The 14,723-nt window shown below is 29.9% G+C and carries 13 protein-coding genes; 3 read left to right on the top strand and 10 right to left on the bottom strand.

The window, feature by feature from the left end; translation table 11 throughout:
* Positions 1-39: 39 nt before the first annotated feature.
* The 4 genes from M2651_RS01400 to M2651_RS01385 all read right to left on the bottom strand — a co-directional run bounded on the left by M2651_RS01400 (position 40) and on the right by M2651_RS01385 (position 4,413).
* A complete protein-coding gene (locus M2651_RS01400; RefSeq protein WP_252130541.1) occupies positions 40-1,605 on the bottom strand; it encodes a DUF3794 and LysM peptidoglycan-binding domain-containing protein in 1,566 nt (521 codons plus the stop codon).
* A gap of 365 nt (positions 1,606-1,970) precedes the next feature.
* On the bottom strand, positions 1,971-2,207 hold the full coding sequence (locus M2651_RS01395; protein ID WP_252130540.1) for a Veg family protein: 237 nt from the start codon (positions 2,205-2,207) through the stop codon (positions 1,971-1,973).
* Positions 2,208-2,436: 229 nt separating this feature from the next.
* Positions 2,437-3,297 (bottom strand): sporulation peptidase YabG, encoded by an 861-nt coding sequence (gene yabG, locus M2651_RS01390; RefSeq protein WP_252130539.1) that lies wholly within the window; start codon positions 3,295-3,297, stop codon positions 2,437-2,439.
* Between the two features lie 111 nt (positions 3,298-3,408).
* A complete protein-coding gene (locus tag M2651_RS01385) occupies positions 3,409-4,413 on the bottom strand; it encodes a CotS family spore coat protein (protein WP_252130538.1) in 1,005 nt (334 codons plus the stop codon).
* A gap of 146 nt (positions 4,414-4,559) precedes the next feature.
* Here M2651_RS01385 and M2651_RS01380 point away from each other — a divergent pair, with 146 nt between their 5' ends.
* Positions 4,560-5,684, top strand: a complete 1,125-nt coding sequence (locus M2651_RS01380) for a glycosyltransferase family 4 protein (protein ID WP_252130537.1) — start codon at positions 4,560-4,562, stop codon at positions 5,682-5,684.
* A gap of 67 nt (positions 5,685-5,751) precedes the next feature.
* Here the strand turns inward: M2651_RS01380 and M2651_RS01375 are convergent, their stop codons facing one another.
* From M2651_RS01375 to M2651_RS01365, 3 genes are all read right to left on the bottom strand, one after another.
* Complete coding sequence (locus M2651_RS01375; protein WP_252130536.1) at positions 5,752-6,219, bottom strand: low molecular weight protein-tyrosine-phosphatase; 468 nt, start codon at positions 6,217-6,219, stop codon at positions 5,752-5,754.
* Positions 6,220-6,320: 101 nt separating this feature from the next.
* The gene (locus M2651_RS01370) at positions 6,321-8,429 is read right to left on the bottom strand and encodes a sensor histidine kinase (protein ID WP_252130535.1); all 2,109 of its coding nucleotides are present in this window, start codon (positions 8,427-8,429) and stop codon (positions 6,321-6,323) included.
* A 265-nt stretch (positions 8,430-8,694) separates the two neighbouring features.
* On the bottom strand, positions 8,695-9,459 hold the full coding sequence (locus M2651_RS01365; protein ID WP_252130534.1) for an ATP-binding protein: 765 nt from the start codon (positions 9,457-9,459) through the stop codon (positions 8,695-8,697).
* A 198-nt stretch (positions 9,460-9,657) separates the two neighbouring features.
* On the opposite strand from M2651_RS01365, the gene M2651_RS01360 reads away from it, so the two are divergent.
* Positions 9,658-10,338, top strand: coding sequence for a Crp/Fnr family transcriptional regulator (locus M2651_RS01360; protein WP_252130533.1), 681 nt, complete (start codon positions 9,658-9,660; stop codon positions 10,336-10,338).
* A 68-nt stretch (positions 10,339-10,406) separates the two neighbouring features.
* On the opposite strand, the gene M2651_RS01355 is transcribed toward M2651_RS01360, so the two are convergent.
* Genes M2651_RS01355 through M2651_RS01345 form a run of 3 tightly spaced genes read right to left on the bottom strand, consistent with a single transcriptional unit; the run spans position 10,407 to position 13,263 of the window.
* A complete protein-coding gene (locus M2651_RS01355) occupies positions 10,407-11,432 on the bottom strand; it encodes a CotS family spore coat protein (RefSeq protein ID WP_252130532.1) in 1,026 nt (341 codons plus the stop codon).
* Between the two features lie 12 nt (positions 11,433-11,444).
* Positions 11,445-12,209: a spore coat protein gene (locus M2651_RS01350; RefSeq protein ID WP_252130531.1), complete on the bottom strand. Its 765-nt coding sequence runs from the start codon at positions 12,207-12,209 to the stop codon at positions 11,445-11,447.
* A 43-nt stretch (positions 12,210-12,252) separates the two neighbouring features.
* Complete coding sequence (locus M2651_RS01345) at positions 12,253-13,263, bottom strand: CotS family spore coat protein (RefSeq protein WP_252130530.1); 1,011 nt, start codon at positions 13,261-13,263, stop codon at positions 12,253-12,255.
* A gap of 201 nt (positions 13,264-13,464) precedes the next feature.
* Here M2651_RS01345 and M2651_RS01340 point away from each other — a divergent pair, with 201 nt between their 5' ends.
* A complete protein-coding gene (locus tag M2651_RS01340) occupies positions 13,465-14,595 on the top strand; it encodes a glycosyltransferase family 4 protein (RefSeq protein ID WP_252130529.1) in 1,131 nt (376 codons plus the stop codon).
* The last annotated feature ends 128 nt before the right edge of the window (positions 14,596-14,723 follow it).

Genomic DNA, 14,723 nt, shown 5'->3' with positions numbered 1-14,723 from the left:
TAAGGGGTATATTAATAAAACTTATTTTCTTTCAACTGCCTAAACTATTGCTCTACCAGGTATTATAAGTTTTTCTCCTGCTTTCACATCATCCAAATTATCAATCTCATTAATTTTTAATAATGCATCCACTGTTGTATGGTACCTTTTTGCTATTTTCCATAAAGTATCACCGCTCTGTACAACATAAATAGTTATACTTGCCTTCTTTGCCGGTTTTTCTCCTTCTTTAGAATAAACATTTACTAAAAATTCCTTATTAGTAAGATAATTCACTCTGCAATATACACTTACTATGGCCTTAACGCCTATAGTATTAGCTTCTATATTAGCTTCAATATTTTCTAAATCTACCTTAGCCATGCACTGCATGTTTATTTTTGTCCCTGGAATTTCAACAGATGTAGTAAACGGTATTTCATCCCTAACTACAAAGGCACTCTTATCATCATCGTTAGTTCTATATAAAACTTCTACATGCAATAATCCTTCAATTAAAACCTTATCCTCAACAAGTTTCTTATCTGTTACACATACTTTTCCTGTAGACATAACTATTGAAGCAGGCCTTGGCATATCATCCATAAGCTCAATATTGTTCTTAACTATAGCCTCATTACTAGCCTGACCATGCATAACATTAAGCTCATAATTCTTTTTTTCCATATCCATCATCATTGAAGGTGAATATGCATCCTCAATAGTATCTAACTGTTCCTTACTCATAACCTTGGTATTGCTTCTTATTAATGCTTCCACATCCACAATTCTGTTTTCTCCAAGATCATTTTCTTTAACATCATATATCATATCATCTACTCTAAAATCTGTGTAACTCTCCATGTAGGAGTTAACTCCTTCAAGCTCCACCTCCTTATTAACTGATACATTATCTTCTGCATAACAAATATCTGCTGTATTCTTGCCTCTATAAAGCAGATAGACATGAGCAAGAGCGGATAACTGTATTTTTCCGTCCAGCACTTTAGCTTCTTTTTTATGAACATTCACATCACATTTTAATACATTCCCTATTTCCGGCTTATCCAAAGGAATTTCCATATGAGATTTAGCAATCATCTCTCCATCACAACTGCCTACGATTTTATCAACTGATGCTCTATCCTTTAAAAGCTGAACATCAGCAACTCCTCTTAAATCTTTGACTATTTCAAAGTTATATACCTTATAAACGATTGATTTCAGCTTCACAATTCCTTCAACAGCTATCTTTCTTTCATTTATTACTACAGGTTCTATATGCTCTATGTAGCATTCTGCCTCACATGGCATATTTCGGTTTGCACCACTAAGTTCAATACTATTTGAGAATTTAGCAGTGTAACCTACATTATAAACCGCGCTTTTATTATCATCTTCTTTAGCTAAATAAAGTACATTTAAAGCAATCTGACCTTCTAAATAAATCTTGTCCTGCATTACTTCTTTTGTAAGTATGCTTGGTTTTGCATCAAGCGTTAATATTTGATATACATCTGGATGAGTATCTGGTATTACATATTCACCTTTAATGACTGTATCAGCAGTACTCTCTCCTAAAAGCTGCTCACATTCTATATTTTCTTTAACCAGATCTATAGCCATTAGATTATCCCTCCCATAAAATACCTACTATTAATTTATATAAGTACTATGAAAGAAATATGACAATTAAATAAAAAAATAATATTTAATGCAAACTCCACCGCTTTAGCTTTGATTTATATAATTGAATTGTTTTTCGACATAGCTATGTATTTTCCTTATATTTCAACTTTATTTATGTTGACAAATAAACTATTTTGTCTTAATATAGAAGATGGTTATTGACCATATAACCTCTCATAAATTCTCAATACCCTTTTATACCATAGTTGAAAGATGGAACCCACCATCTTTCTTTTTTATATTTAAACTATAAATTGAATTCTTCGCTAAAAAGTAAAGCGATACTAAAAAACTAGTACCGCTTATCCTGCGAAGACTATCTGAACTGTTTTAGTTAAAACATCTGAATAGCTGTATGTCACTGTCCTTTGGGTGTCATGTTCTAATCTAATAACGAAAATATTAGGGTAGGTTTTCTCAATAGTCCCTTTATTTACGAGAACCTTTCTTCTTCCGCCATTAGCCTTCAAGGTTACTCTTTCTCCAACATGATTTTCAATGTCCGTCCTTATAGAAGCAAGTACATTTCTTTTTTCCACAGTAAACACCCTCTTTCCACTTTTTTATTATACTCCACCACTGCATCAATGTCAAATAAACTTAATATTTTATCAGTTAACAAACTGTTTTGTCAATATTAATTTTTTGTAAACAGAATAAATACTTCAAGCCATACTTATGACCTGAAGTATAAATTACAATTATATCCCATAAGTACAATAATATTGTTCCCCTAATTTTCAGAAATATGCATTGTTTTTATTTGTTTTATGCATAAGGTGATTTAGGAAAACCTTCTCTATACTTACCTCTTGTCTGAAGTCCTCCTATTCCTTTTGTTCCTGTTATAGTATTTTCAAGTGCTTCTTGAATAGAAACAACCCTCTCAATATTTGTATAAGCTATTTTTTCACAAACAAATACAGGATCAAGACAATGAATTAATACTCTGCTTGGAGAACTGGCAAAATTAGCACCTGCATCTAATATCGCCTCATAGTGACTTTGACAGGCTCCAGCAAAAATAACTAAATCATCATAATTTGGTTCATAATTTCTCAGCTCGTTTACAGTTTGCACAAAATATTTAGAATTTCTGTAATTATTTATATCTGTATAATCTCTAGTTCCTTTTGTTATAGCATCATGACCAGTTATAACTACTATATCAGGCTTCATCTGCTTAACCAGATTAGGCACTTCTACTGGCTGATCTTTTTCTGCTATAACTTTTCCCACTACATCAAGCTCAAGCTTTTTATATACCTTAAGACAAACTTCAAGATATTCAGCATCACCATCTATATGAAGTATTTTTCCTGGTCTTCCAAAGGTTAATTCCTTATTTACGTTTATTTTGGGACTTCTGTAGCTTTTACTTACATCAATTCGGCCTATTAATATGTTTCTTATAGAAGCATTTACCTTTCTATTTAAATTCTTCTCTTTCTCTCCTAAGGAGTTTTCAACTACTTCCTCTAAATCCTCCAAAGGTGCATCTGCTATTACTCTAAGATTAATTCCTTTTAGGGTAAATAAAGGTCCATTATCTGTTTCTTTTATATCGATTATTTTAAAGGTGATATCCTTGCCATAAGACTTTCTAACAACAGTATCGCCTATATTCATGCAATCATCTCCAACTCATAAATTGATACTATATACTATGTATTGGCTGCTGTAGATGTGCAGAAATAAAAGCCATGTAAATAATTATTTACACGGCCTTTCTACATATCATTATTCTTTTTGTTCATAGGTTTTTTTGAACTCTTCAATAAAATTAATAAAAATATCCTGTTCATTAATCAATTCTTCAATTTTATTATTGAAAGTAGTTTGAGCCCAATTTACTTCATTATAATAATACCTGTTTGCAAGTCTCCAAAATCTTTGCGGGAAAAGAATAAAAGCAAATAGCACTCTATACTCATCTTCTCTTAAAGGACTTACTTCATTATAGGCATCAATTATGAGCTTTGCATATTCAACATTCCATTCCATTCTCTTTAAAACCTTTATCATAAATAATGATAAATCATAAACTCTTACTTCTTTCTTGCAATAGTCAAAATCTATTACATGTACATCATTTTTATCATCAACAATTATATTATGATATGTGTAATCATGATGACAAAAACTCTTTTCTTCATCTGTTATTTTGCAAACCTCAAGATAATTTGAATCTTCCAGCACCTTAACAGCTCTTTTCCCGAGATTTTTATAAAACTCAATAGATTTAATATAATTTAAATCAAAACTTGTTTTATTATTTTTCTTTCTAGCCATGTCCCTCATTTTCTCAAAAGACTTTATTCTCTTGTCCATTAAATGCGGCCATCTTCCCAAGTCGCTTTTTAGTTTACTATTTTCAGGTGGGTCATATCCTTTAGAGGCTAAATGAAGCAATGCCAAGTTTTTAGAAGCTATCACTAGATCCTCTTTATTGTAAAAATCACATTCTCTTCCTTGTATCCATTCAGAAAGAGTGTAAATGTCTTCATTAACTAATGCATAAGGATTTCCGTCTATATTTAAACAGTATCTATCCACTCTTGGAAAACCATTTTTAATAAGATGTTCTTTGGCCCCATATACAAAAAGCAGCTTTTGAGTACCATAGTTTATCTTTTTAAGACATTTCATTCCTTTGCTTGTTTTTAAAAGATAAACACCCTTATTTGGTTTTATGCTTTCAATTTCAATGTTGAACTGCCTTTCAAGTTCAAATTCTCTCATCATTTTACTCACCGCCCTCCTTTTCATCTTTGTAGCAATATAGAATTTATAATCTCTATATAATTTATATGTGTTACATCCTTTATTTATTAACATTTTTTCTTTAATCTTAATATAATAAACTATAATCACTTTGAAAGGAAAAGCATATGAAAGTAGGAATAGACGGAAGAGGTGCTAAATGGTATAGAGGTACTGGTATTGGTACCTATACTTATCAGCTTATTTCATCATTAAATGACTTGGATAAAATTAATGAGTATTTGCTCTTTATGCCTCAAACTTCAATCACAGATATTCCTTTCAACAGGAATTTTAATATTAGAAATATAACAGAAGGCGGCTCAGGTAACTTTTGGGATGAAGTAAATATTCCTAATATTTTAATGGATAAGGATATAGAGTTGTATCACGTACCTCAGAATGGGGTAGGTCTTCCTAAGGAAAAAAAATGTCCTTTTGTTATAACTCTACACGACATAATCCCTATAAAAATGCCTGAAACTGTAGGTGAAACTTATCTTAGAATATTTAATCATGAAATGCCTGATATAGTTTCTCGCTGCGATGGTATTATTACAGTTTCCCAGTTCTCCAAGGAAGATATTTGTAAATATTATAATTTTCCAAAAGAAAAAGTATTTGTAACCCATCTTGCAGCAGAAAATATTTATCGTCCTTTAGACAGTGATGAATGTTATAATTTAGTACAAACTCAATACGGCATATATGGAGAATATATATTATATGTAGGAGGATTCAGCCCAAGAAAAAATATTATAGGGCTAATAGAAGCCTTTAGCAAGTTTAAAAACAAATATAAACATGATGTGAAACTTGTAATAGCAGGAAAACAAGGTAAATCCTACGAAATCTATAAAAAGCGCTCTATAGATTTAGGTGTTGAGAATAGTGTAATATTCCCTGGTTTTATCCCAATAGAGCATATGCCCTATGTTTATAATGCTTGTAAAGTTCTTGTATACCCTTCCTTCTATGAAGGTTTTGGGCTTCCTCCTGTAGAAGCTATGGCCTGCGGAGTGCCTGTAATAACATCAAATGTAACCTCTATACCAGAGGTTGTAGGAGACTCTGCAATATTTATAAATCCTTATGATGTAGATGAGCTTAGTGAAGCAATCTATACTGTTTTTAATGATGATAAGTTAAGAGAAAAACTTGTAATAAAAGGAATCATAAGAAGTTCAGAATTAAGCTGGAGAAAAACCGCAAAAGATACTTTAATAGCTTATAATAAGATAATAAATAGCTAAAAAGTAAAAGCGGGATATAAAACCTCCCGCTTTTACTTTTTAAGCAATCATTTCTTTAAAATCATTTTTATTCAATCATCTGCTTTTTCAAAATATAATTCAGTAATGCTTCGCATCCTTCTAATATGTCGTTATAAGTTTCATCAAAATTTCCTGTATACCAAGGATCAGCAATATCTCTAGGACGAGTAGAAAAATCAAGCAATCTGAAAATCTTTTTTTCTTTATCCTCCCCCACAATACGCAAAGCATTTTTAAGGTTGTAGCTTTCCATACAAATTATATAATCAAATATTTCGTAATCTTTTTTAGTAAGCTGAACTGCTGTTTTTCCATCACAGGAAATTCCAACTTCCTTTAGCTTCCTTTTTGTACCATAATGCACTGAATTCCCTATTTCTTCTCTGCTGGTAGCAGATGAAGCTATATAAAACTTGTCCAAAAGATGCTTTTCTTTTACCATATGACGAAATACAAATTCAGCCATAGGACTTCTGCAAATATTTCCATGACATACAAACATTATTTTTATCATACTTTTTACAACTCCTTCATATTCCTATAATCTATAAATAACATGCCTTCTTTAGAAATAAAAACGGCTGTATTATGGATAAGCCATATTACAGCTATTATTTAAGAAACCATAAAAAATTCTGAAAACTCTATGGTTACTTTTTCTAAATTTTGATCACTAGTAACTAAATCAACAACTTTATCTTCTTTTAATCTGGTAATTGGAAGCTCTATTATAAATTCAGTACCTTTACCTACTTCACTCTGTACTGTTATTACTCCTTTATGCAGCTGAACTAAAGATTTTACAAGTGATAGACCTATTCCGCAGCCATAACGGTTTCTAGATAGGGATTTATCGATTTGAGTATATCTTTTAAAAATAAGAGGCAGTTTATCTTTAGGAATTCCTATGCCCGTATCCTTTACTTTTATTATAATACTATTTTTATTTTCCTTTACAATAACTTTTATTTCGTCTCCAGCTTCAGTAAACTTAGCTGCATTAGAAAGTAAGTTTAATATAATTCTTTCAATTTTTTCTGGATCGCAGGCTATAATTTCTTCCTCTATATCTGTATCGAATATAAGGCTGACACCTTTGTTTTCTATGTACGGAACAACAGACATAGTAATATCTTCAACAACACTTACAATATTCTTATTTTCTAACTGAAGTTCAAAAAAACCTGCATCAATCTTTGAAACATCTACGATATTGTTAACTAATCTAAGAAGTCTGTAAGAATTTAGTCTGATTATGTGAAGATATTTTGTTATAAATTCATATATCTCTTTATTATCAATGTTTTTTATATATATTCCTAACACTTGCAATGCACCAAGTATAACATTTAAAGGAGTTCTTAATTCATGAGCTATATTAGCAGTAAATTCTCCAATAGCTTTATTGTGCTCTAAGGATTCATCAAGAAGTTTTTTATTTTCATCATAATTTTTTTGTAAAATTTCTGCATTTTTTTCTGCAGTTATATCATGAAGCAAACTAAGTATTGAATTTTTTCCTTGATAAAGTATATGAGCTGAACTTACAATTACTTCTCTTACTACTTCGTCTTCAGCTTTAATTTTAATGCTATGTTTATTTGATTTTATAATTCCATTATATATGTTTTCAATAACATTTTTTACCTTTTGTTTATAATCTTCATGAATATAATTCATAACTTGTTTGGTTATTAATTCGTCTTTTACTTCAAATCCAAAAAGCTTTGCAGCACTATTATTGGCAAATACTATTTTTCCTTCTCTGTGAATAAGAATAGCATCATTAGAATTTTCTATTAAAATGTTATAGCACTCTTCATTCTGAAGTAAACTTTCCTCTATTTTTCTTCTTTCAGTTCTTTCTACATTAAATTTACTATTTAGTATATTAAGCTCAGCTTCTGTAAAAGATAACTTGCTTATCATCTGTTTATATGGATTTCTAAGCATTGTTTCAATTGTAGCTTTATAAAAATAATATTGATATATAACTTTTAGAATATGACCTATAATATTAAATTTGTCATAAGGCGAACTAAATAAAGTAAAACATATTTCTGAAAAAATATTTATAACAATTGATAAGCTTAATTCATAAAGTAAAATCCTTTCTATCTTATTTTTATTTTTTTGAATAATGATTAGAGAAAGTAAAAGTATAAAAGATATAACGTATTCACTTACCTTTTTAAAGGTCGTCAAACCAATGCCATCAATAAAACATTCAGGGAAAAACCCTTTATTTATAACTAATACTATTAACGTAGTAGAAACAAAAGCATATACAACAAAGGTGTATACAGGCTTAATAGTTTTATAAAATAATAAAAAGGCCAGTAAAAGAGATATACTTTGAATATATCTCCCTGCTATCCATAACTGATTAGTTAAATTCAGCCCCTCTGTTTTAAATACCCCTAAACCATCAAAAGTTAATAAATGAAGAAGGTCAAAAACTCCTACAAACCCAAAAGCAATTCCTAAAAATATAAAATACTGATTTTGATACGTATTTAAAGAATTAATAGATACAATAAACATTCCAAAGGCTATTAGTACAGAAAACATCTCTGCAATACTATGAAAAAATATATAATTCTTATTACTTGTATAAACTGATATTAAAATTACAAAACATAAAAATATCAGCTGTCTTACTATTCCTATTTCCCTTTTATAATAATATTCTTTTTCCCCAACAAAACCTCTCAATTCTCTCATTACCATTTTCCTCCTTGAAAAACAAGTTAATATTGTTAGTAATGTTAATCATTATAAGACAAACACATTATCCACAGCAAACTGTGAATAAATAGTGAATATTTCATATTTTTCTGTATATAACTTGTGCGTAAACTGTTTATATGATGTGAATATTTCTCACAATGGTATATTCTACATAGTTACAAAAAATCCTTCTTTATATAAACATTTTTAGTAAAGTTGCATAAAAAACCTCTGAATATATCAGAGGTTTTTTCGAATATTAAATATATTCTCTTTTTAATATTTCGCCTTCAAGGCTTATTGTAACAACTTTAATAGGTATATTTACACCTGAGTTATCTCTTCCCATTTTTACGGCTTGTGCTATTCCCCCACAACATGGAACTTCCATTCTAAGTACTGTTATACTTTCTAAGTCATTTATTCTGATTATATCCTCAAGTTTCTTTGCATAGGACATAGCATCATCCAGCTTTGGACATCCAACTGCAACAGCTTTTCCTTTAAGAAAATCATTATGATAATTTGCATAGGCAAATGGAACACAATCTGCAGTTATCAGTAAATCTGCTCTTTTAAAATATGGTGCTGCAGCTGGCACTAACTGAAGCTGAACAGGCCATTGTCTAAGTTTTGATGTTACCTTAACATTACTATCATCATTTTCAGCTTCTTTTCTTTGCAGCATTCTCATTCTGCTCCCTGGGCATCCCCCTTCATGTACATGTACTTCTGTATTTTCCTTAGTCTTAGTTTCTTGAACATGCTGCATTTTTCTGCCTTGAGTTTTTAAAAACTCCTCAACAGCCTTTTCATCAAATTCTTCTGCTTCTCTTTCTATTATTGTTATAGCATCTTTAGGGCAATGTCCAAGGCATGCTCCTAATCCATCACAGTATAAATCTTTTATAAGCTTTGCTTTTCCATCAATTATTGCAAGTGCACCTTCTGCGCAATTAGGTATACATAATCCACATCCATCACATTTACTTTCATCTATAGACACGATTTTTCTAACAGCCATGTTAATCCCTCCTGTTTTACTCTGTTTAAAATCATAATTAAATTATATATATACTTACTTAAAAAGTCGGTAACTTGAGTTACAAGTTAGTTGAAATATTTCATTATTATTTTATATAATACTATTGAATTCACAATTACAGCAAACTGCTGAAACAGCGTATATATTTACAAGGAATGAACATAAGGAGAATTTAATATGAGCATTGTAAATTATTTTAAAGCTATAAAAAGTTCAAGCCTTTTCAAAACTTTTACTGAAGAAGATTTAATATCACTGTTTAGCAAAATACCATATAAAGTAGAAAAATACAATAAAGGAGATATAATTTTAGCTGAAGATGATTCTTGTAATACTTTAAACTTAATACTTGAGGGTTCTCTTGAAGTACAAAAAAATGATTCTACCGGCAAAGTATTATCCATAGCTGAATTTGGCTCAGGAGAGATTTTTGGCGAAATGTTAATTTTTGCCGATAAGAACACAGCTCCTATAAATGTCATAGCAAAGACAAAATGCACAGTGTTACATATTAATAAAGCTTCTGTTATAAGCCTTTGTCAAAATAATTCAGGATTTTTGCTTGAATATTTAAGAATTATTTCAAACAAGGCCATGATACTTAACTTAAAACTTAAAGAAGTTACTCTTAAAACTATAAGGCAAAAAATCAGCGAATATATTTTAGCTCAGTATAATCAGCAAAACTCTCTTAAAATAAAACTAAATATGACAAAAAAAGATTGGGCAGATAAAATTGGTGTTCAAAGACCTTCACTTTCTAGAGAACTTATTAAAATGAAAGAAGATGAAATTATTGACTATAATAAAGACATTATTATTATAAAAAATCTTGAAGCTTTAGAAGAATTTTTATAGATATTTGCAATTACTAACAAAAAAGAAGCTCTAACTACCCTACTTTAGAAGTTAGAACTTCTTATTTTTCAATTAATAATTTTCTCCTTAAATTCCTTTAAAAACTCACTTCTATCTTCTTTAAAAGATACTTTTTTCATAAGCCTATCCAGAAAAACTTCTTCTTCCCAGTCCTTTCGTTTAGTGTAGTAATCTCGAGCTATACTGTAAAAATCTTCCGGAAAATACAGCATTCCATAAAGTACCTCTAATTCCCTATTATCTAGAGAATTAACCGTATAATAGTCATGTAAAACGGAATCTGCCTTTTCTATATCAAAAGCAAAATTTTTAATAACCTTACTTATGAAGTTGCATAAATCATGAACCTTTAAATCAACTATACAATAGTCAAAATCAATAAAATAAGCCTCTTCATTTTTAACTATAATATTATGATAAGCTAAATCATGATGGCACACAACTATTTTGTCTTCTTCTAGGCATAGTTCATTATAGTGTGAATTTTCAAGAATTTTTATACTCTCTTTTATTTCATTTAGATAATATTCTATATTTTCAAGAAAAACTTTGTCAAACTCAGTTTTAAATTCATGTAAATCTGCAATACTTTTAAATATCTTCATTTCTTCTATTCTTTTTTCAAATAAATCTATAGTTTTCCCAGCCATTAATTTACTACTTAAACTACTTTTGAAGCCTTTTGATGCTTTATGGAGTTCCCCTAACCCTTTAGAAGCTATACTTAAATCTATCGGATTGCTAAAATCACATTCCCTGCCTTGAACTAAATCCATAACACAGTATATTTCATTCTTCCATTTTGTATAAACTTTATTATCTTTAGTACTTACAAAATCCAAAACTCTTCCAAAACTTCTTCTTATATACTTAATAGCACTATTAATAAATTCCAGGTTATCTAAAGAGTAATCAATCCTCTTTAATATTTTATCCCCTTTATCTGTAATTATTATATATACATGTCTTAAAGGTATAATATCATTTACTTTCAAATTAAAATTATCAAAAAGTCCTACGGATAAATCATATTTAGATAAGTATTTTTTATCTCTGTACCTTCCATCAAGCATGCCATCACCCCTTTATAACAGAATTTCTCCATCTTTTAAAAGTGCTCTTTCAAGCCTCTCTTCGTATTCTTTCTCACTCCAATCCTTTGATTTTTCTCTATATCTGTTGCAGCATTTCATAAATTCATAAGGATAGGACAATAGAGCTAATATAAATCTGCTGCTGCTCTCTGAAAGATCTGCATATTCACAAAACTTTTCAGTTAATAGCTTCCAATCTAATTCTGCACCTTTTCTTTTATGTTTGCTTAAAAGATTAAAGCAATCCATCTCTATATTGTTATAACAGCATTTATCTATACTTATAATTTCTATCTTTTCTGTTTTTCTTAGATTTGAAAAATCCACATTCCCAAGACAAATCTCCGTGTTTTTCATACTTCTCTGTATTATATCCATATATCCTGCATTATAAATTTCAGATATGCAGCTTTCTGCTCTCTTAAGATAGTCATTTCCTTTTTTAAGGATAACTCGTTCAAAATTGCTTGCAGCCGAGTTCATTCTTATATTTTTTAAATATCTTTTCAATCTTTTTATGTTTACTTTGTATTGTTCTACCACACTACCAGTTTTATTGTCTAGCCTTTTTCCCATATATCCCTTATAGCCCATAACCCTTTTATCAAATTCACTTATAACAAGAAGCTGCTTTAAAACTGCTTCTTCATCGATATTATCTGATTTAGTTTGTTTATCCTTAAAATCCTCAACTAAAACTATATCCTTTAATGAAAGATATTCTAAAAATGAATCAAATAGCTCATCTTTAATCATTTAATACACCTCTATAACTGTTTATTATTAATATTTAAGATAATTAACTGCTGTATTTTAAATGTCTAAATTCTTCTATAAACTCCTGCTTTTCTTCAAAATCCTCATAAATTTTTTTTAGTTTTTTAATAAAGAATTCCTCACCCCAAGGCTGTTCTTCCCAGTAATATTGAATACCAACCTGCCAATAATCCTGTGGAAACTCCATAAAAGCAGCCATAATAGGTATATCTCTTTCTTCTACCCTTCTGCTTTTACTATAGCTTTCCATTATGAATAAGGCATCATCAATATCCCATTTTCCGTTTTTCATTTTTCTTATGATTAGGCTTGCTAAATCATGTATACTAATATCTAAGATGCAGTAATCAAAATCAATAATACTTATTCTCCCACTACTTTCTACAAGAACATTATGATGAGCATAGTCATGATGACAAAAACCACTCTTTATAATTTCATTTTTTACCTTATTTATATAATCACTCTTAATTAGATTTTCTACCGCCTTATCTGCTCTTTTTAACTCTTCCTCTAAAAAACTAAGATATAAGCAGTCAAATTCACTCTTTTTTTCTTTTTTATCTATTCTTTTTTTAAAATCTAAAATCTCATCTTTTCTCGTTCTAAAATGTTCTATCCATTTATACCAATAAACTCTGGGCTGCATTTTTTTAGTAACCTTAAAACCTTCACTTTTATTATGAAGCTGCCCCAATTCATAAGCAGCCAGTGAAACATCTAGTGGATTATCATAATTGCATTCCCTTGCATTTACCCATTTAGTCAAATAAGCATTACTATTATCAAGACTTATATAATCAGCTCCATCCAGTTTTTTAATTATGTCAGGTACTCTATCGAATCCATTGTTTTGGAGGTGCTTAATAGCACTTAATATAAAATAGAAGTGAGGAAAATTATATTTAATAATCTTTAGGCAGTAATCGTCATCAAAGGTTTTAATCCTATAAACATTCTTTACTTTTTCAAGACTTTGAATACTTAACCCATACCCTTCCTCAACAACATTCTTAAGTTCATCTATATTCAAAAGAGTTCCCTCCAAAAATATTGCTCTAATTGTATTATATGAAAAACCGTATAAGTGTGTGATTTATAAATTATTTACTATGCCAGAAGTTGTTTATATACGACTGGAACACTTTTTGACGCAGGTTAATATTATTAATATATAGGCTTAATTTCGTCGGATTTATCAGGTATTTTCTAGCAATTTAGAGGAGAGGATTGGATGAAAATTGCAATTGATGCACGTGGTGTCAATTGGTATAGAGGTACTGGAATTGGTACTTATACAGATAAAGTTTTGAGATATTTATTAAGGATGGATAGTAAAAACTATTATCATATTTACTGGTCTGGTGAAAATTATGAAGAGTTTCAGTTTAGTAATACTAATATAATTATGGCCTCCAAAAAACACCATAGATTTTTTGAACAAAACTACTTTCCTGCTGATTTAAAAGATAACAATATAGATATTTATCATATACCCCAAAACGGAATAGGTATGTGTGAAAATATAGAGTGTAAAAAAATAGCTACTATGCACGATTTAATTCCTTATATAATGCCAGAAACTGTTGGCAGAGGATACCTTCTTAAATTTTTAAAAGATGTACCAAAAGTAATAGAATTATCAGATGCGCTTATTACTGTTTCAGAATGGTCTAAACAGGATATTTTAAAATACTTTCCTATTGATAAGAATAAAATCTTTGTTACTCCTTTAGCTGCTGACGATATATATAAACCCTTGGACAAAGAAAAATGTAAGTATTTCCTGTCAAAACAATATAATATTAATAAATCTTTTATATTATATATAGGTGGTTTTAGTCCAAGAAAAAATGTGAAATCTCTTATAACAGCCTTTGCCAAGGTTTACAAAGACTTAGGCAAAGATTATAACCTAGTAATCGTTGGAGCAACAAGAGATCAAGGACAATATTTAAGCGAGTTTTCAAGCAATTTAGAGTTTTCTTCAAAAATTATTTTTACTGGCTTTGCCCCAGAAAATCATCTTCCAATACTTTATAATGCCTGTGATGCTTTTGTATATCCATCACTGTATGAAGGCTTTGGACTTCCACCGCTTGAAGCAATGAACTGCGGTACACCGGTAATAACCTCTAACTTAACCTCTATACCTGAAGTAGTTGGTGATGCTGGAATACTTATAAATCCATATAATGAGTATGAGCTTATGGAAGCTTTGAAAAAACTTTTAAATAACGAAAAGCTTCAAAATGAATATAGGGAAAAAGGACTTATACGAGCACAGGATTTTTCTTGGAACAAAACTGCTGAGAAAACTTTGGAAGTGTATAAAAAAATTTATAATTTAAATCCAGTTATATAATCTCTATTAAGTTAAAAAGGACATACCTAATGGTAATGTCCCTTTTAATGTGCGCCCGGCATGGGCGTAATCTTGTCGGTGAAAGTCCGATACGGGGGTTGATAGTACCAACCGTTAGCTTAAGACAA

Source organism: Clostridium caldaquaticum (assembly GCF_023806125.1).
GTDB classification, from domain to species: domain Bacteria; phylum Bacillota; class Clostridia; order Clostridiales; family Clostridiaceae; genus Clostridium_AT; species Clostridium_AT caldaquaticum.
Note: the sequence above shows the minus strand (reverse complement) of the source record. Positions and strands in the feature narration are given on the sequence as shown.